Source organism: Pedomonas mirosovicensis, assembly GCF_022569295.1.
In the GTDB taxonomy this organism is placed as follows: Bacteria; Pseudomonadota; Alphaproteobacteria; order Sphingomonadales; family Sphingomonadaceae; genus Pedomonas; species Pedomonas mirosovicensis.
The window spans coordinates 621,490-636,713 of record NZ_JAKFIA010000001.1 but is presented as its reverse complement, the minus strand read 5'-3'; the positions used below and the strand labels follow the sequence as shown (position 1 = coordinate 636,713).

The 15,224-nt window shown below is 66.3% G+C and carries 15 protein-coding genes and 1 pseudogene; 10 read left to right on the top strand and 6 right to left on the bottom strand.

Annotated features, from left to right (window positions below; translation table 11 throughout):
* Window positions 1–227: 227 nt before the first annotated feature.
* The 5 genes from cobA to L0C21_RS02955 are packed head-to-tail and all read left to right on the top strand — an operon-like array spanning window position 228 to window position 4,353.
* Window positions 228–1,079: a uroporphyrinogen-III C-methyltransferase gene (cobA, locus tag L0C21_RS02975; RefSeq protein WP_259276947.1), complete on the top strand. Its 852-nt coding sequence runs from the start codon at window positions 228–230 to the stop codon at window positions 1,077–1,079.
* Window positions 1,080–1,084: 5 nt separating this feature from the next.
* On the top strand, window positions 1,085–1,366 hold the full coding sequence (locus L0C21_RS02970) for a DUF2849 domain-containing protein (protein WP_259276946.1): 282 nt from the start codon (window positions 1,085–1,087) through the stop codon (window positions 1,364–1,366).
* Window positions 1,367–1,369: 3 nt separating this feature from the next.
* The gene (locus tag L0C21_RS02965) at window positions 1,370–3,025 is read left to right on the top strand and encodes a nitrite/sulfite reductase (protein ID WP_259276945.1); all 1,656 of its coding nucleotides are present in this window, start codon (window positions 1,370–1,372) and stop codon (window positions 3,023–3,025) included.
* Window positions 3,012–3,563, top strand: a complete 552-nt coding sequence (locus tag L0C21_RS02960; RefSeq protein ID WP_259276944.1) for a DUF934 domain-containing protein — start codon at window positions 3,012–3,014, stop codon at window positions 3,561–3,563. The genes L0C21_RS02965 and L0C21_RS02960 overlap by 14 nt, the downstream gene beginning before the upstream one ends.
* 25 nt (window positions 3,564–3,588) lie before the next feature.
* Entirely contained in the window at window positions 3,589–4,353 is a 765-nt protein-coding gene (locus L0C21_RS02955; RefSeq protein ID WP_374940243.1) for a phosphoadenylyl-sulfate reductase, read from the top strand.
* Window positions 4,354–4,668: 315 nt separating this feature from the next.
* Here L0C21_RS02955 and L0C21_RS02950 read toward each other — a convergent pair whose 3' ends face one another.
* Complete coding sequence (locus L0C21_RS02950) at window positions 4,669–5,139, bottom strand: hypothetical protein (protein ID WP_259276942.1); 471 nt, start codon at window positions 5,137–5,139, stop codon at window positions 4,669–4,671.
* Between the two features lie 176 nt (window positions 5,140–5,315).
* Between L0C21_RS02950 and L0C21_RS02945 the strand changes: the two genes are divergently transcribed.
* A complete protein-coding gene (locus L0C21_RS02945; protein WP_259276941.1) occupies window positions 5,316–6,131 on the top strand; it encodes a precorrin-2 dehydrogenase/sirohydrochlorin ferrochelatase family protein in 816 nt (271 codons plus the stop codon).
* On the opposite strand, the gene L0C21_RS02940 is transcribed toward L0C21_RS02945, so the two are convergent.
* The 3 genes from L0C21_RS02940 to L0C21_RS02930 form a co-directional block, all read right to left on the bottom strand.
* Window positions 6,128–6,487: a response regulator transcription factor gene (locus L0C21_RS02940; protein ID WP_259276940.1), complete on the bottom strand. Its 360-nt coding sequence runs from the start codon at window positions 6,485–6,487 to the stop codon at window positions 6,128–6,130. The genes L0C21_RS02945 and L0C21_RS02940 overlap by 4 nt on opposite strands.
* Window positions 6,488–6,490: 3 nt before the next feature.
* Window positions 6,491–7,987, bottom strand: coding sequence for an RAD55 family ATPase (locus L0C21_RS02935; protein ID WP_259276939.1), 1,497 nt, complete (start codon window positions 7,985–7,987; stop codon window positions 6,491–6,493).
* 144 nt (window positions 7,988–8,131) lie between these two features.
* Entirely contained in the window at window positions 8,132–8,344 is a 213-nt protein-coding gene (locus L0C21_RS02930; protein WP_259276938.1) for a hypothetical protein, read from the bottom strand.
* A 265-nt stretch (window positions 8,345–8,609) separates the two neighbouring features.
* On the opposite strand from L0C21_RS02930, the gene L0C21_RS02925 reads away from it, so the two are divergent.
* The 4 genes and pseudogenes from L0C21_RS02925 (at window position 8,610) to L0C21_RS02910 (ending at window position 13,162) form a co-directional block, all read left to right on the top strand.
* Window positions 8,610–9,455 (top strand): class I SAM-dependent methyltransferase, encoded by an 846-nt coding sequence (locus tag L0C21_RS02925; protein WP_259278885.1) that lies wholly within the window; start codon window positions 8,610–8,612, stop codon window positions 9,453–9,455.
* 213 nt (window positions 9,456–9,668) lie between these two features.
* A pseudogene (locus tag L0C21_RS02920) lies at window positions 9,669–10,593 on the top strand (sulfite exporter TauE/SafE family protein).
* On the top strand, window positions 10,590–11,375 hold the full coding sequence (locus L0C21_RS02915; RefSeq protein WP_259276937.1) for a TIGR02186 family protein: 786 nt from the start codon (window positions 10,590–10,592) through the stop codon (window positions 11,373–11,375). The pseudogene L0C21_RS02920 and the gene L0C21_RS02915 overlap by 4 nt, the downstream one beginning before the upstream one ends.
* Before the next feature lie 128 nt (window positions 11,376–11,503).
* Complete coding sequence (locus L0C21_RS02910) at window positions 11,504–13,162, top strand: ATP-binding protein (protein WP_259276936.1); 1,659 nt, start codon at window positions 11,504–11,506, stop codon at window positions 13,160–13,162.
* A 587-nt stretch (window positions 13,163–13,749) separates the two neighbouring features.
* Here L0C21_RS02910 and L0C21_RS02905 read toward each other — a convergent pair.
* Together L0C21_RS02905 and L0C21_RS02900 are read right to left on the bottom strand one after the other, a co-directional pair.
* On the bottom strand, window positions 13,750–14,259 hold the full coding sequence (locus L0C21_RS02905; protein WP_259276935.1) for a lipocalin family protein: 510 nt from the start codon (window positions 14,257–14,259) through the stop codon (window positions 13,750–13,752).
* Between the two features lie 73 nt (window positions 14,260–14,332).
* Window positions 14,333–15,115: a tryptophan 2,3-dioxygenase family protein gene (locus L0C21_RS02900; RefSeq protein ID WP_259276934.1), complete on the bottom strand. Its 783-nt coding sequence runs from the start codon at window positions 15,113–15,115 to the stop codon at window positions 14,333–14,335.
* Window positions 15,116–15,224 lie beyond the last annotated feature (109 nt).

Here is a 15,224-nt window from a genome sequence, read left to right as displayed (position 1 = left end):
GGCCCGTTCGATTGGGCCCGTTCCGGCGCGACGGAACCATCGCGCTATGATCCCATGTATTCACATGTGTAACGCATCAGCGGGCCGGCCAGCCCAACGGAGTGCCGCGTCCGCCTTTCCCCTGTGGGTCCGTTCCCCAAGTTGGGCTAGGGGTCGCCCAAGAAAACCTCGTTTGCGATTCAACCCGTCTGAAGCCAGTTTACGCTCCCGGATTTCAGGAGAGAACCATGCAACGGTGGCTGGCTTCAGGGGCCAACCGTCCCTTTGGCGTCGATTCATCCCAACGCGGGCAAGAGCCCGCGGCGGGGCGCGTCGTACTCGTGGGCGGCGGCCCAGGCGATCCGGATCTGCTCACCGTCAAGGCGGTGAAGGCCCTGCGCGATGCCGAGGTGGTGGTCTACGACGGCCTCATCGATCCGCGCATCATGGACCTCGTCAACCCGCTGGCCGAGCGCATCTGCGTGGCCAAGGCCCGCTCCCGCCACACCATGAAGCAGGAGGACATCAACGCCCTGCTCGTCGCCAAGGCCCGCGCCGGCTACCGCGTGGCGCGGCTGAAGGGCGGCGACCCGTTCGTCTTCGGCCGGGGCGGCGAGGAGGTGGAAGCCTGCCGGGATGCCGGCATTGCGGTCGAGGTCATCCCCGGCATCACCGCCGCGCTCGGTTGCGCCGCCGAGAGCTTGCTGCCGCTGACCCACCGGGAGCACGCCAGCGCCGTCACTTTTGTGGCGGGCCAGTGCAAGGGCCTTACCGACCAGAACTGGAAGGGTCTGGCCAGCCCAGGCCGCACGCTCGTCGTCTACATGGGCCTCGCCGCCGCGCCGCTGATCGCCGAGAAGCTGATGGAAGATGGCCTTGCCCCCGACACTCCCGCCGCCGTGCTGGAAGGCGGCACGCGCCTTGAGGGCCGCACCTTCAAGACCACGGTTGGCGGCCTGGCCGAGACTATCGCCACCCACAAGGTCCGCAGCCCGGCGCTCTTGGTGGTGGGCGAGGTGGCGGCGCTGGCGGTGGAGCGGCCGGGCATCATCGCCCCCTTTATCCCTGAAAATCTCGATCTTCTGATGGCCGCGGAGTGAGTTGGATGCCGCAAGTGATGACCGCCTATGACGTTCCCACAGGCGACGTTGTGTATTGGGCCGGAAACGGCTGGACCCGCGACGTGCGCGAGGCCGCAGTGTTCGACGACCCCGCGACTGCCGAGGCGGTCGCCGTCCGCGACGCCGCCGCGCAGATCGTGATGGATTACTACCCCATTGATGTCGAGCTGAAGGACGGCAAGCCCTGGCCCACCCGCTACCGCGAGGTGGTGCGCGCCAGCGGGCCCTCGGTCCGCCTCGACCTTGGCAAGCAGGCGGAGCTTTAAGCCATGTACCAGTATGATTCCTTCGACCAGGCGATGTTGGACGCCCGCATCGACGAGTTCAGCGATCAGATCTCCCGCCGCCTGTCGGGCGAGCTGACGGAAGAGCAGTTCAAGCCGCTCAGGCTGATGAACGGCATCTACCTCCAGCTGCACGCCTACATGCTCCGCATCGCGATCCCCTATGGCACGCTGAACGCGGCCAAGCTGCGGGGCCTTGCTCACGTGGCGCGTACCTACGACAAGGGCTACGGCCACTTCACCACCCGCACCAACATGCAGATGCACTGGCTGAAGCTGGAGCAGGCCCCCGATGCCCTGCGGGCGCTCGCCAAGGTGGGGCTGCACACCATCCAGACCTCGGGCAATTGCATCCGCAACACCACGGCGGACCAGTTCGCCGGCGCCGCCGCCGACGAGGTGTGCGACCCGCGCGTGTGGGGCGAGGTGATCCGTCAGTGGTCCACCTTCCACCCCGAGTATTCGTTCCTGCCGCGCAAGTTCAAGATTGCGATTTCCGCCGCGCCGAGCGACCGCGCCGCCGTGCAGTGGCACGACGTGGGGCTTTATATCCTGAAGAACGAGGCGGGCGAGCTGGGCTTCCGCGTGATGGCGGGCGGCGGCATGGGCCGCACGCCGCTCATCGCCAAGACGGTGCGCGAGTGGCTGCCGCAGCAGCACCTGCTGTCGTATCTGGAAGCGTTGCTGCGGGTCTACAACCGCTACGGCCGCCGCGACAACGCCTTCAAGGCGCGCATCAAGATCCTCGTCCACGAAATCGGCATCGAGAAGTTCCAGGAGGAAGTGGAGGCCGAGTGGCAGGAGGTCTTGAAGACCTTCGAGGATATCGACCCCCGCGAGGTGGAGCGCATCGCCCGCTTCTTCGCCCCGCCGCCGTTCGAGACCCTGCCCGAGACGGACGAGGCTTATGAGGCCGCGCTGGCGAGCGACCCCGAGTTCGCCCGCTGGGTTGAGCAGAACGTGCACGCCCACAAGGCACCGGGCTACGCCATCGCCACCATCAGCCTGAAGGCGACCGGCGAGACGCCGGGCGACATCTCCGCCGACCAGATGGACGCGGTGGCCGACATCGCCGAGCGCTACTCGTTCGACGACGTACGGGTGACGCACGAGCAGAACATCGTGCTGCCGCATGTGAAAAAGGCGGACCTCTACACGGTCTACCAGCAGCTGAAGGCGCTGAACCTGGCGACGCCCAACCTCGGGCTGGTCTCCGACATCATCGCCTGCCCCGGCCTTGACTACTGCTCGCTGGCCAACACCCGCGCCATTCCCGTGGCGATGGATATTCAGAAGCGCTTTGCCGACATCGAGCGGCAGCGGGACATCGGCGAGCTGAAGATCAAGATCTCGGGGTGCATCAACGCCTGCGGCCACCACCACGCGGGCCACATCGGCATCCTCGGCGTTGACCGGCGCGGCGAGGAGAACTTCCAGATCACGCTCGGCGGCTCGGGCGCGGAAGACGCGTCCACCGGCAAGATCATCGGCCCCGGCTTTGACTATGACGGCGTCGTCAACGCCGTCGAGACCATCGTCGAGACCTATCGCTCGATCCGCGAGCCGGGCGAGCGGTTCCTCGACACCTATCGCCGGGTCGGCATTCAGCCCTTCAAGGAGGCGGTCTATGGCCAGAATTGAAATCAAGCGGCAGGTTCAGCACGAAACGACCGCCGGCGTTCTGGAGGTCGAGGGCCAGCTGGAGATCCGCTTGCGCGAGGATGAATCCCGCAACTGGACCCAGATCTCCGACGATGCCGAGCTGCCGGAAGGCGGCGCGGTGGTGGTGAACCTCAAGCGGCTGCCAGAAGTGGCGGAAGACCCGCGCTTCGAGGCCATCGGCGTGCGCGTCGCCGCGGGCGAGGACGTGCGCCAGATCGCGCCGCATCTCCCCCGCATCCGCCTGGTCGAGCTGGAATTCCCCAAGTTCCGCGACGGGCGGAATTACTCGTCGGCCTCCATCCTGCGCCAGCAGATGAAGTACGCGGGCGAGATCAAGGCGGTGGGCGACGTGCTGGCCGACCAGCTGTTCTTCATGGCCCGCTGCGGCATCGACTGCCTCGCGCTGCACCCGAGCGTGCGCGAGGAAACCGCCCGCCGGTCGCTCGATCGCTACAAGTTCGTCTACCAGCAGGCCAGCGACGGCCGCCGGCCGATCTGGTCCCTCAGGAACGGGTGAGATGGAAATGACCGATTTCACCGAGCTGCGGGAAGCCGACCTCAACGCCGACAGCGTTGATGCCGCGCCCGCGCAGCGCTTCACGCAAGGCTTCGCCGACGAGTTGAACCAGCGCTTCGACCGTGTGCCCGCGGCCGAGATGCTGCGCGCGGTGCTGACCGAGATTCTGCCGGGGCAGGTATCGATGGTGTCCTCCTTCGGCACCGAATCCTCCGTGCTGCTGCATCTGGCGGCGCAAGCCGACCCGAGCATTCCGGTCATCTTCATCGATACGCTGCGCCTGTTTCCCGAGACGCTGCGCTACCGCGACCAGCTCGTGAAGCTGCTGGGCCTGACCAACGTCAAGACCTTCGAGCCGCTTCCCGAGAAGCTGGCGGAGGCCGATCCCAAGTATCTGCTGTGGTCGCACAATCCGGATGCCTGCTGCGCCGTTCGCAAGGTGGAGCCGCTGGCCCGGGCGCTGACCGGCGTCGAGGCGTGGATTTCCGGCCGCAAGGGCTTTCAGGCGAAGACGCGGGCGAACATTCCCCTGTTCGAGATCGCCGATGGGCGGCTGAAGATCAATCCGCTGGCCCGCTGGACCCGCGAGGACCTGGTGGCCTACATGGAGCAGTACAACCTGCCCCACCACCCGCTGGAGGCGGACGGCTACCTTTCCATCGGCTGCATGCCCTGCACCACCCCGGTGCGCCCCGGCGAGGATCCGCGCGCGGGCCGCTGGCGCGGCTGGGACAAGACCGAGTGCGGCATTCATTTGCCGCTGAACCCTGGCTCCGAACCGGCGTTCTGAGAGACAACCAATTTGGCATACGCCGGGCCGCCTGCCCCGGCGTGCGAACAGCCCCCCGTTCGCCCTTCAGCAGGCCTGCCCCGCCCCGGTCTCCCCCTGCCGGCGGCGGGGCGCCCTTTTGGGCGAGACCCGCCCCTGGCATGCCCCATAAAGGCCCGTAGAGGCCCCTTACAGCGCCAAGATGGGCCTGCCCGCTACCACCCTAGCGGAGATAGGCAAAAACCTCTCTACGGGCGTTTTAACCCCATTAGCGGCGATTTCGTGTTTTAGGCGTATCCGGCAGGCGTGAACGCCGCCCGTTGGTTTCAGCCCGGCCTACTGGCCCCGATAGCGCTCTATGCGCTCGACCCGCTCAAGATGGCCGAAGTAATCGGACGCGCCGTAGGTGCCGCGATAGCCATAGGGGTAGCGGCCGTATCCGTAGCCGTAGTAGGGATCGTACCGGTAGGTGTTGCGCTCGTAGGAGAAGGCCGCGCCCACGGTGGCGTTCTCGCCGACCGGAGCCACCATGGACGTGGCAACGCCCATCGCGCCGCCGGTGCCGACCATGATGGATGCCTCGCCATGGATGCGCCGGTCCCCGGCCTCATCAAGCCCGCTCAGGCCCAGCCGCTCGCGCTCGTAGGCCTCCGCCTCAAGCTTTGCCTTCTCCTCGGGCGAAAGGCTGAAGACCCGGCCTTCCGCCGTCTCCTCCGGCTCATCCGCCGATGCCGCCGTCGCGCAGAAGCCAGCCGCAATGCCGCCCATGAGGACGGCAACAAATCTGGCGTTGCGGGTGCTGGTCATTGCGGCTCTCCGCCGTTTCGTTGGGCCTCCACGCTGCGGCCGAACGTCGTTAATGTCAAACAATCACATCATCTGTTCATCGCAACGTTCCCACGCCATACCGGCACCGATGCGCGCCCTGCCCGCCTTTTCCGGGTGCGCTGGCCACCCGCGCCCGCCTTCGCTAGAGTGAGGCCATGCGCGTGCTTCCTCTCAGCTTTGATATCCAGGGCAAGCCGGTCCTCGTGGTGGGCGAGGGCGACATGGCCGAAGCCAAGGCCCGGCTGGTGAGCGCCGCTGGCGGCCGCCCGGTGCGGCTGGCCCCCGGCGTGAGCCTGGATGAGCTTCCGACGGAGGCCGCCAAAATCGCCTTCGTCGCGGTGATGGAAAGTGGCCCGGCTGAACGCTGGGCCGAACGGCTGCGCGCCCGCGGCCTTGCGGTCAATGTGGTGGACCGGCCGGACCTGTGCGACTTCCAGGTGCCCGCCATTGTCGACCGCGGCTCGGTGAGCCTTGCCATCGCGACGGGCGGCCGGTCCGCCTCGCTCGCCAAGGCGCTGCGGGAGCGGCTGGAGGCGTGGCTGCCCCCCGCGCTGGGCGCGCTTGCCGAGGCGATCGCCCGCCGCCGCGCGGATGTGGCCCGCCGCGCCACCACCATCGAGGCCCGCCGCGCCTTCTGGGACCGGCTGCTCGCCCCCGGCGGCGCGCTTGACCCCTTTGGCGAGACGCCCGATCCGGACGCCGCCATCGATGCCGCCCTTGGCGAGGAGGCCCGCCCTGCGAGCGAGCGTCTGGACCTCATCCTCTCCAGCCTTGATCCCGAAGACCTGACCCTGCGCCAGCTGCGACTGCTGCAACGGGCGGATTATATCCTGCACGACGAGGGCATCCCCCCGGCCCTGCTTGACCGGGCGCGGCGCGACGCGGTGCGGATGCCGCTGCGGGAGGAGGCGAACATGCCCGCCGGCCTTGCCGGCGTGGTGCTGCGATTGCGACTGAGCGGAGAGGATTAACGGTTGCCCAGCAGCCGGCGTACGGCTTCGATGAACTGCTGGGCCAAATAGGGCTTGGACAGGTAGGCATCGTGCCCGCGCGCATAGGAGACGGGCAGCTTTTCCTCCGGGATGGAGGTGACCAGCATGATCGGCCCCGCCCAGCCCTGCGCGCGCAGGCGGGTAATCATCTCCAGCCCATCCATCACCGGCATCATGTAATCGGCGATGATGAGGTCGGGAGGGTTGGCCGCCACCATCTCCAACGCCTCCGCGCCGTCATACGCCACATCCACGTGAAAGCCCTCATCCTCCAGAAGCATGGAGGCGTTCAGGGAGATGATGAACTCATCCTCAACAACCAGAATCGTTGACATGGCTCAGCGGTCTTTCCTGCCGGCCTCATCCGGGGAGTCGTATCCCGTGTCCGCACTCGCCGCCGGATCGGGGCTTGCGTTGGCCGGACGCCGCTCACTCCCCGTCCTCTGCCCGAACACAATCCCCTTGCTACAAACATGAAACTCTTCCGCGATCGGATCATAGTCGCTGTCGCGCACCTTCAGGATCGACAGGTTGCGGGTCAGCGTGCCTTCCCGCCGCGCGTAATGCAGGAGAAGCACATTGTTAAACAACGTGGACATCTCGGCCGTTCCCAGATCGGCGGGCAGAAAAACCGCGCTATTCACCAGGGTTCCGACGACCGTGACGCCGAGCGACTGCAAGCGATAAAGAAGGGCGTTGACGATGAGCGGCAACCGCTCCTCGTGGATCAGCGAGGCCTTGAGGGAGTGCAGGCCGTCGATGAACAGCCGCTGCGCGCCGGTTTCCACCACCTGCTGAACGATGTGGTGGATGATCTCGTCCACATGGCTCTCGCCGAGCGAGCGCCAGATGATCCGCAGAGCCCCAGTCTCCAGCATCTTCGCCAGGTCGATGCCGATGGAGGCCGCCTTGGCGATCAGCCGGTCCGGCGTTTCGTAGAAGCCGAAGAACAGCGCCGGGGATTGCGGGGTCGCCTGGCTGATGAAATGCAGGCCAAAGGTGGTCTTGCCCGCACCGGACGGCCCATAGATCAGCGTCGATGAGGTCTTGGGCAGCCCGCCGTGGAACATGGTGTCCAGGCCCTCGATACCCCAGCTCGTCCGTCCGGCGGCCGTTTTGGCCGGCACGCAATCCCTGAAAAAGGCCTCCACCCGGGGAAAGACCTGAACGCCGCTGTTGGTGATGCGGAACAGGTGGCGGCCGCGCAGGAAGCTGCCGCCGCGCTGCTTGTGCACCTCCAGCAGGCGAACGGCGCGGTAGGTGTGGGTTTCGTCGTGCAGCTCGATCCAGCCGTCCACCATGGTGTATTCCGGCGAGGACGGGTCCCGGCGCTGGTTGGTGAGCAGCAGCAGGGTCGCCCCCAGGAACGCCGCCTGCCCCTGAAGCTCGTGCACGAATTCGCGGAACGCCTGGTCGCTGATGGCGGCATCCTGGGCGACGAACAGGCCGTCGAAGATCACCAGCGTCGCCCCGCGCCTGCGGGTTTCGGCCGCAAGCAGGTTGAGAACGCCGGGAAGCCCCTCCCGCCGCAGGGCGGAATAGGCGGAGATGTAGGTCAGCCGCTCCGGCACGTGCTCGGGCAGGTAAAAGCCCATCCGCTGCATGAAGCGCATCATGCGATCATGGGATTCCGCGAACAGCGAGACGTAAAGCGCCACCTCGCCCCGCTGGGTGTGGCCGAAGCAGATCTGGTTGGAAAGGATCGTTTTGCCTGCGCCCGGCGGACCATGGATGATGTAGGCCGCCCCGCGCAGCAGTCCGCCGTTCAGAACGGTATCAAGACCCTCAACACCCGTCTGTAGGCGATCAATCTCCGCTGGTTCCTTTTGCGTCACCCTCGACCTCCGTAACCCCAACCACCACACAGCAAAGTAACAGCCGTTTTTGGGACGGCCACCCATGGTGGCCGAATACCGGCATTTCAATCGCTTTTTTGGAATTTTAGCGCGGCCCAGCGGAAACCGGCGGCCGGAGACGGCCTAGAACTGCCTTGGCGGCAGCGGCGCGCCGCGGATGAGGCTGATGAGATGCGCCCCCAGCACGAACAGGGCGATGAGACCGATGAGCTGGATGACATCGGGCGGGATGAGCGGCACCCGCCCCAGCTTGCGCGGACGGCGCGAGGCGATGTTGGCCCACAGGGTGAGCGCCGCCACCGCCACCAGCGCCCCGACAGTGATCTGCCAATCCATGTTTGCGCCTTCGCCTCGATCCGTTACCTTCACGCCCAACAGCATGTTCCGCGTGCTCTGGCAACAGGCAGGCGCACGCGACATTGCGGAAGGGGGGACCAATAGTCGGAAGCGCCGCCTTGAATCCACCAGGGCTGCGGCCGGGCCATAGAGCCCTTTGCGACCCGCTTGCAGCGGATCGCGGCTCTAAGTCATTTATTGGTCGCATTTTTAACCGCAGGGTGATGCACCCTGCCCGAAAACTGCTTTAGGGGAGACCAGCTTCATGCGTCAGATATCGATCAAGGCACTGGCCGCGGCCTCGCTTCTTTGCGCCGCGGCGCCCGCTCTCGCGCAGACCGGCGGGGCGGCCCCTGTCGCCGCTCCCTCCGGGGCGGACGTAGGCGCGGCGCTGGATGCCGCCATCACCGGCGCGCACCGCAGCCCGGAGAACCGGGGGCGCGACGCCCACCGCCACCCGAAGGAAACGCTCGGCTTCTTCGGCCTCCAGCCGAACATGACGGTGGTGGAAATCGCGCCGGGCGCGGGTTGGTACACCGAGGTCCTTGCGCCCGTTCTGAAGGACCAGGGCAAGCTCATCGCCGCCCATGGCGACCCCAACGGCGGGGCCTATCGCCGGCGCGCGCTGGGCGGGTATCTCCTGAAGCTGGCCGCCAACCCGGATATCTACGGCAAGGTGGAAGTGGCCGACTTCAGCCCGGCCAAGGGCATTCTGGATGTCGCCCCCGGCAGCGCCGACATGGTGCTGACCTTCCGCAACGTCCATAACTGGGTGGGCGCGGGCACGGCCGGGACCGCGTTCAAGCTGTTCTTCGATGCGCTAAAGCCGGGCGGCGTGCTGGGCGTCGTTGACCACCGCTGGCCGGAGGACCGGCCGTCCGACCCCCGCTCCGGTTACCTGAAGGAGTCGGAGGTGATCCGCCTGGCGGAGCAGGCGGGCTTCAAACTGGTGGGCCGGTCCGAAATCAACGCCAACGCGAAGGATACCAAGGACTACCCCAAGGGCGTGTGGACCCTGCCGCCCACCTTCCGCGAAGGCAACACGGATCGCGGCCGCTATGCCGCCATTGGGGAATCCGACCGCATGACCCTCAAGTTCGTGAAACCGTAAGCGCCGAACGGGCTGTCGGAGACGGCCCGAAATTTCGTGGAATTACCGGACCCCGAGGATACTTCTTCGGGGTCCGCATTCTTTATCCGGGCATGGAAGGAAGCCTTCCAGCCAGCCGGGTCGCAGCCGTGGGGGAATCGCCCGATACCCCCTCGACGGCGGCGATTCTCCGGTTTAAGTCAAATTCTTACGGTAGGGGTTGGAACGGCCGAGATGGATATTTATCTGCCCATTGCCGAGATGTCGGTGAACGCCCTCGTCATTATCGGCTTCGGCGCGCTGGTGGGCTTTCTCTCGGGCATGTTCGGCGTCGGCGGCGGCTTCCTCACCACCCCGCTTCTCATCTTCTACGGCATCCCGCCCTCGGTCGCTGTGGCCAGCGCCGCCACCCAGATCGCCGGCTCCTCCGTCTCGGGCGTGCGCGCCCACTGGCGGCGCGGCGGCGTCGACGCCAAGATGGGCGTCGTGCTCATCATTGGCGGCCTCGTCGGCTCCACCCTCGGCTCCTACATCTTCAAGGCGCTGAAGGAAGTCGGACAAATCGACTTCATCATCCAGCTGCTCTACGTGCTGATCCTCGGCGTCATCGGCGGGCTCATGCTCATCAGAATCCGTCGGCGCGCTGCTGCGCGCCCGCAGCGGCGAGGCCCCGCCCCCGGCGCGGCGGCGGCACCACGGCATTCTGCACCGCCTGCCCTGGCGGATGCGCTTCCCCCGCTCCGGCCTTTACATCAGCCCGCTCGCGCCGCTGGCGCTGGGCGGGGGCGTCGGCATGCTCACCGCCATCATGGGCGTGGGCGGCGGCTTCATTCTCGTGCCCGCCATGATCTATATGCTCGGCGTCTCGACCAGCGTCGTCGTCGGCACCTCGCTGTTCCAGATCATCTTCGTTTCGGCGGCCGTCACCGTGCTGCACGCCATCAACACCCAGAGCGTCGATATCATGCTCGCCATCCTCCTGCTGGTGGGCGGCACCGTGGGCGCGCAGCTGGGCGCGCAGTTCGCCCAGCGGCTGGGCGGCGAGAAGCTGCGCGTGGCGCTGGGCTTGCTCGTGTTCCTCGTCTCGGCGCGGCTGGCGGTCGAGCTGATGATCCGCCCGAGCGAGCTGTTCTCCATGGTGGAAGGGATGGCGTCATGAGGCGGCTGGCTGTCCTTCTCCTCGCGCTGGCCGGCGTTCTCGGCGCGGGACTGGCCCTGCCCGAACCGGCGGCGGCGCAGCGCGGCCCACGGCTCATCACCGACCTGTCGCAAAGCCGCATCGATATCGAATACACCTTCGCCGGCGCGGACATCCTGCTGTTCGGCGCGATCGACCGGGCCTCGTCCCTTCGCAACCGACAGCTCGATCTCGTCGTCGTGGTGCGCGGCCCGTCCTACCCGCTGACGGTCCGCAAGAAGGAGCGGGTGGCGGGCGTGTGGCTGAACACCCGCTCGGTGCGGTTCCAGACCGCGCCCAGCTATTACGCCCTCTCCAGCACCCGGCCGGTCAGCGAGCTTGTCGATGAAAAAACGGCGGCGATCTACGAGTTCGGCATCAAGAACCTGCACTTCTCCCCCGCCTCCACCGAGCGCAGCGCCAAGGAAATTCAGGAGTTCCAGCAGGGCCTCGTGGAGCTGCGCCAGCGGCGCGGCCTCTACGTGGAAGACCCGACCGGCGTGCGGGTGGTGGAAGGCGTGCTGTTCCGCGCCCGCACCCGGCTGCCGGGTGACGCGCCGGTGGGCGAATATACCGCCTCGGTGTTCCTGGTATCGGGCGGCGACGTGATCGCCACCACCTCCGTGCCGCTGACCGTGGGCAAGACCGGCTTCGAGCAGGTGGTCTACAATTTCGCGGTGAACCACGGCCTTGCCTACGGCCTGCTCGCCGTCGTCATCGCGCTCGCCTCCGGCTGGGGCGTCGCTGCCATCATGAAGCGCTGAGGGTTCCCCCATTACAGGGGGCCGGTGCCCCTTTCCCCTTGCGAATCCTGACCCGGCTTAACCGAGTGGAAGGAACTGGCCGCCTAGTCTTCCGGGCCCGAGAACCGGGCTCGTGAAAGGAAAGTGCCATGCTTGACGCCAGCGCCCCTGCTGCCCCCTTCACCACCGCGGACCGGCAGGCGCCGGAGACGCAGGTGGCGATCGGCCAGATCATCAGCGTTTCGGGCGATGCGGCAACGGCACTGCTGGACCAGCAGGTGCTGGCCCGCCTGGCCGAGCACCCGGACGTCGCCTTGCAGACCGCCGGGCAGGTGGGCGTGCCGGTGAAAACCCTGGTGCGCGGCCGCTGGGTGGTGGCCAGCGTGAAGGCGATTGAGCTGGCCGGCGGACAGGACGGCATGCTGGCGGCGCGGCTGGATTTCCTCGGCGAGGGCTGGGTGCAGGGCGAGGCGGCGGGCCTTAGCGACTTTCGCCGCGGCATCACCCACCATCCCGCGCCGGGCAACACCCTTTATCCCGTCACCTCCGATGATCTGGAGCAGATCTACGCCACCCGCGACCGGCCGCACATCACCCTGGGCACGGTCTACCCCACCGACCACGTGAGCGCGGCCCTGTTCATCGACCCGCTGCTCAGCCGCCATTTCGCGCTGCTGGGCTCGACCGGCACCGGCAAGTCGACGACCACCGCGCTGCTGTTGCGGCGGATCATCGAGCAGGCCCCGCACGGGCATGTTCTGATGCTCGATCCCCATGGCGAATATGCCGCCGCCTTTGCGGATGTGGGGCAGGTCTACGATGTCTCCAACCTCCACCTGCCCTACTGGCTGATGAACTTCGAGGAACATGTGGAGGTGCTGATCGGCCCGCGCACGCCGGAGCGGGAGCCGGAGGTGGACATCCTCCAGCGCTGCCTGCTTGCCGCCCGGCAAAAGTCGCGCCTGGCGAACGCCAGCACCAGGGTGACGGTGGACACGCCCCTGCCCTACACCCTCGCCGAACTGCTCAACCAGCTTGCGGTGCAGATGGGCAAGCTGGACAAGCCGGAGAAGATCACCCCCTACCTGCGCCTCAAGAGCAAGCTGGAGGAATTGAAGGCGGACCCGCGCTACAGCTTCATGTTCTCCGGCCTGCAGGTGAACGACACGCTCGGCCCGCTGCTCTCCGATCTCTTGCGGATGCCGGCGCACGGGCGGCCGGTTTCGATCATCGACCTCTCCGGCGTGCCTTCCGACATCACCAACGTGGTGGTGGCGTTGCTCGCCCGCCTAGTGTTCGACTTCGCGGTGTGGACGCCGCATGAGACGCGCCGCCCCATCCTCCTCGTCTGCGAGGAAGCGCACCGCTACGTGCCCGCCGAGCGGCTGGACGCTTTTGGTTCCGCCCGCAAGAACCTGGAGCGCATCGCCAAGGAAGGGCGCAAGTATGGCGTCTCGCTGGGGCTGGTCTCCCAGCGTCCGTCCGATCTTTCGGAGGCCGTGCTCTCCCAGTGCGGCACCATCATCTCCATGCGCCTCAACAACGAACGGGACCAGACTTACGTGCGCTCGGCCATGTCCGAAGGGGCGCGCGGCTTCCTCGACGCCATCCCGTCCTTACGCAACCGCGAATGCATCATCTGCGGCGAAGGCGCGGCCGTGCCCATGCGCGTGCGGATCGACACCCTCAAACCCGAACACCGCCCCGCCTCCGACGACCCCGTGTTCTCCACCAGCTGGGCCTCCAGCAGCCACGGCCTCGCCGCGATCGAGACCGCCGTCACTCGCTGGCGCAACCAGCGGCGGTAGGTTTCATTTCAAGATGCTTTTTGCAGGGGACTCGGTCCCCTGCGACCCCATTTGTTTGAACGGGACGCGTTTCCGGCGCTACTCGCAAGGAACGCGGCGATATACGACCTTGGGGCGCGTTGCGAAAATCCGGGACATTGGGTAGTCTACCAAAACTCGGGGGCGGGTTCCTAGGCCCTGCCCCCGAGCGTTCGGGTTAGAAGAAGAACCAGAGGGTGATTCTGATCTTCATCCACTCGAACAGGAGTGGGAATATCATTCTCTTTCCTTTCGGTAGAATCGGCGGGGCCCATTCCCCGCCGACCACCGGACCATAGCGCAGCCATTACGCTCCCCCGAAGCGGGCAATGGTCTAATATCATTTCTAATGCATTGATATTTAACGAGCTTTATTCAACAAGGTCGCACCCTTTGTGAAGCGCACAGCTGTGAAGCGCACAGCCTGAAACGAACGGGGTGCAGAGGGAGTCTTGTTTGTGCGCCTTCGCGCACAGGAATCTCGTTTGTGCGCCTCCGCGCATGGGAGTCTCGTTTGTGCGCCTCCGCGCACGAGGACCCCTGCTAGAAATCCTTACCTGAAAGCCCCCTCACTTTGCCGAGGGGAACGGCTCGTCGGTTTGGGGCGTGTGGATGATGTCCGTCAGATCGAACCCCTGGGCGCTCGCGGTGGCGAGCCATTCGTCGCGGCGGGCCGGGTCCATGCGCGGCGTGCGGGAGAGCAGCCAGAGGTGCTTTCGGTCGGGCGTGCCGACGAGGGCGGTGGTGTAGTCCGGGTCCAGCCGGAGGATCCAGTAGTCGCCCTTGGTGAACGGCACCCAGCGCAGCCCTTCAGGGAGGAAACTGATCTCCAGCTTGGCGTTGGAGGGATCGACCGGTTCGGCGACGCCCACCGCCACCTCCTGCTCGCCCGAGGCGGTGACGCAGCGGTTGACGACGTGGATCTTGCCGTTTTCCTCGAAGGAATATTGGGCGATCACGTCCCGGTCGGCGATGTCCTCATGGGCAAACGGCAGCCGGGCGATCTCGTACCAGGTGCCGAGGTAGCGGGTGAGGTCCACCGAAGGGACGGTGATCGGGTCCTTGGTGTCGTCCGTCATGCGCCATGCTCCTTGCCCCTGTGGAGCAAGAACGATCCGGCGCGGCGATGGTTGACCAGAAGGAAGACGGGCGTCAGGCCGCGTCCGTCCTGCCGTGGCCCATGGGGCAGACGCCGGTGCGGGGCTGAGCGATGCTGTCGCGCACGCGGCCATAGGCTGCGCCCCAGCGGTCGGTCATCTGGGCGCGGATGGCCCACAGCTCGGGGAAGAACTGGTGGCGCGCGCCCGCTTCCAGCAGCTCGACCGGGCGGCCCTTCAGCGAGGCCGAGCCCATGCCGATGGAGCGGTGGATGAGGAGAATGTGGTAGGCGCGAAACTTCTGGAAGCGCTCGTCGAATTCCGCCAGCGCTTCTGCCACGGCATAGGTTTCATCGTGGGCGTACTGGCTATCATAGACGCTCTCGACCGTGCGGCCTTGGGCTTCCAGATAATGCGTCTTGAAGGTGCGCCACAGGTGCGGGGCCATCCGCAGCAGCACGCGAAAGCCAGGGCTTTCCTGCCCGCTGCCGTTGCCCAGCTGCAGCCGGATGGTCTGGTAATCCTTGGGGGACATGGTCTCCAAGAGCCCCAGCTGCTGCGTCATCAGGTCGATCACCCGGTTCACCCGCTCGAACAGGGTAAGCACACGGAAGCTCTGGCGCTCGGCCAGCTGTTCGTCGATTTCAAGGAGCGTGTAGGCCGCCAGCTTCATCCACAGCTCCTCCACCTGATGGACAATCTGGAACTGAAGCTCATCACGGTTGGCGAGCTGGTCGAACGGCTTCTGGCAGCTGAGCAGCCGGGCGCAGTTGAGGTAGGCCTCGTAATCCAGCGACTCGTCGCTTTGCATCAGCGTATAGAACTGCTCGCGGTCCATCGACCTGCCCTCCCCACGTCTTACAGCGTTGTTCTGAACGCTCATGATAGCCGGGGCGGGCGGAAACATTGTCCCCAACCGATTGCGCTTCGCGCGGAATTGCAGGACA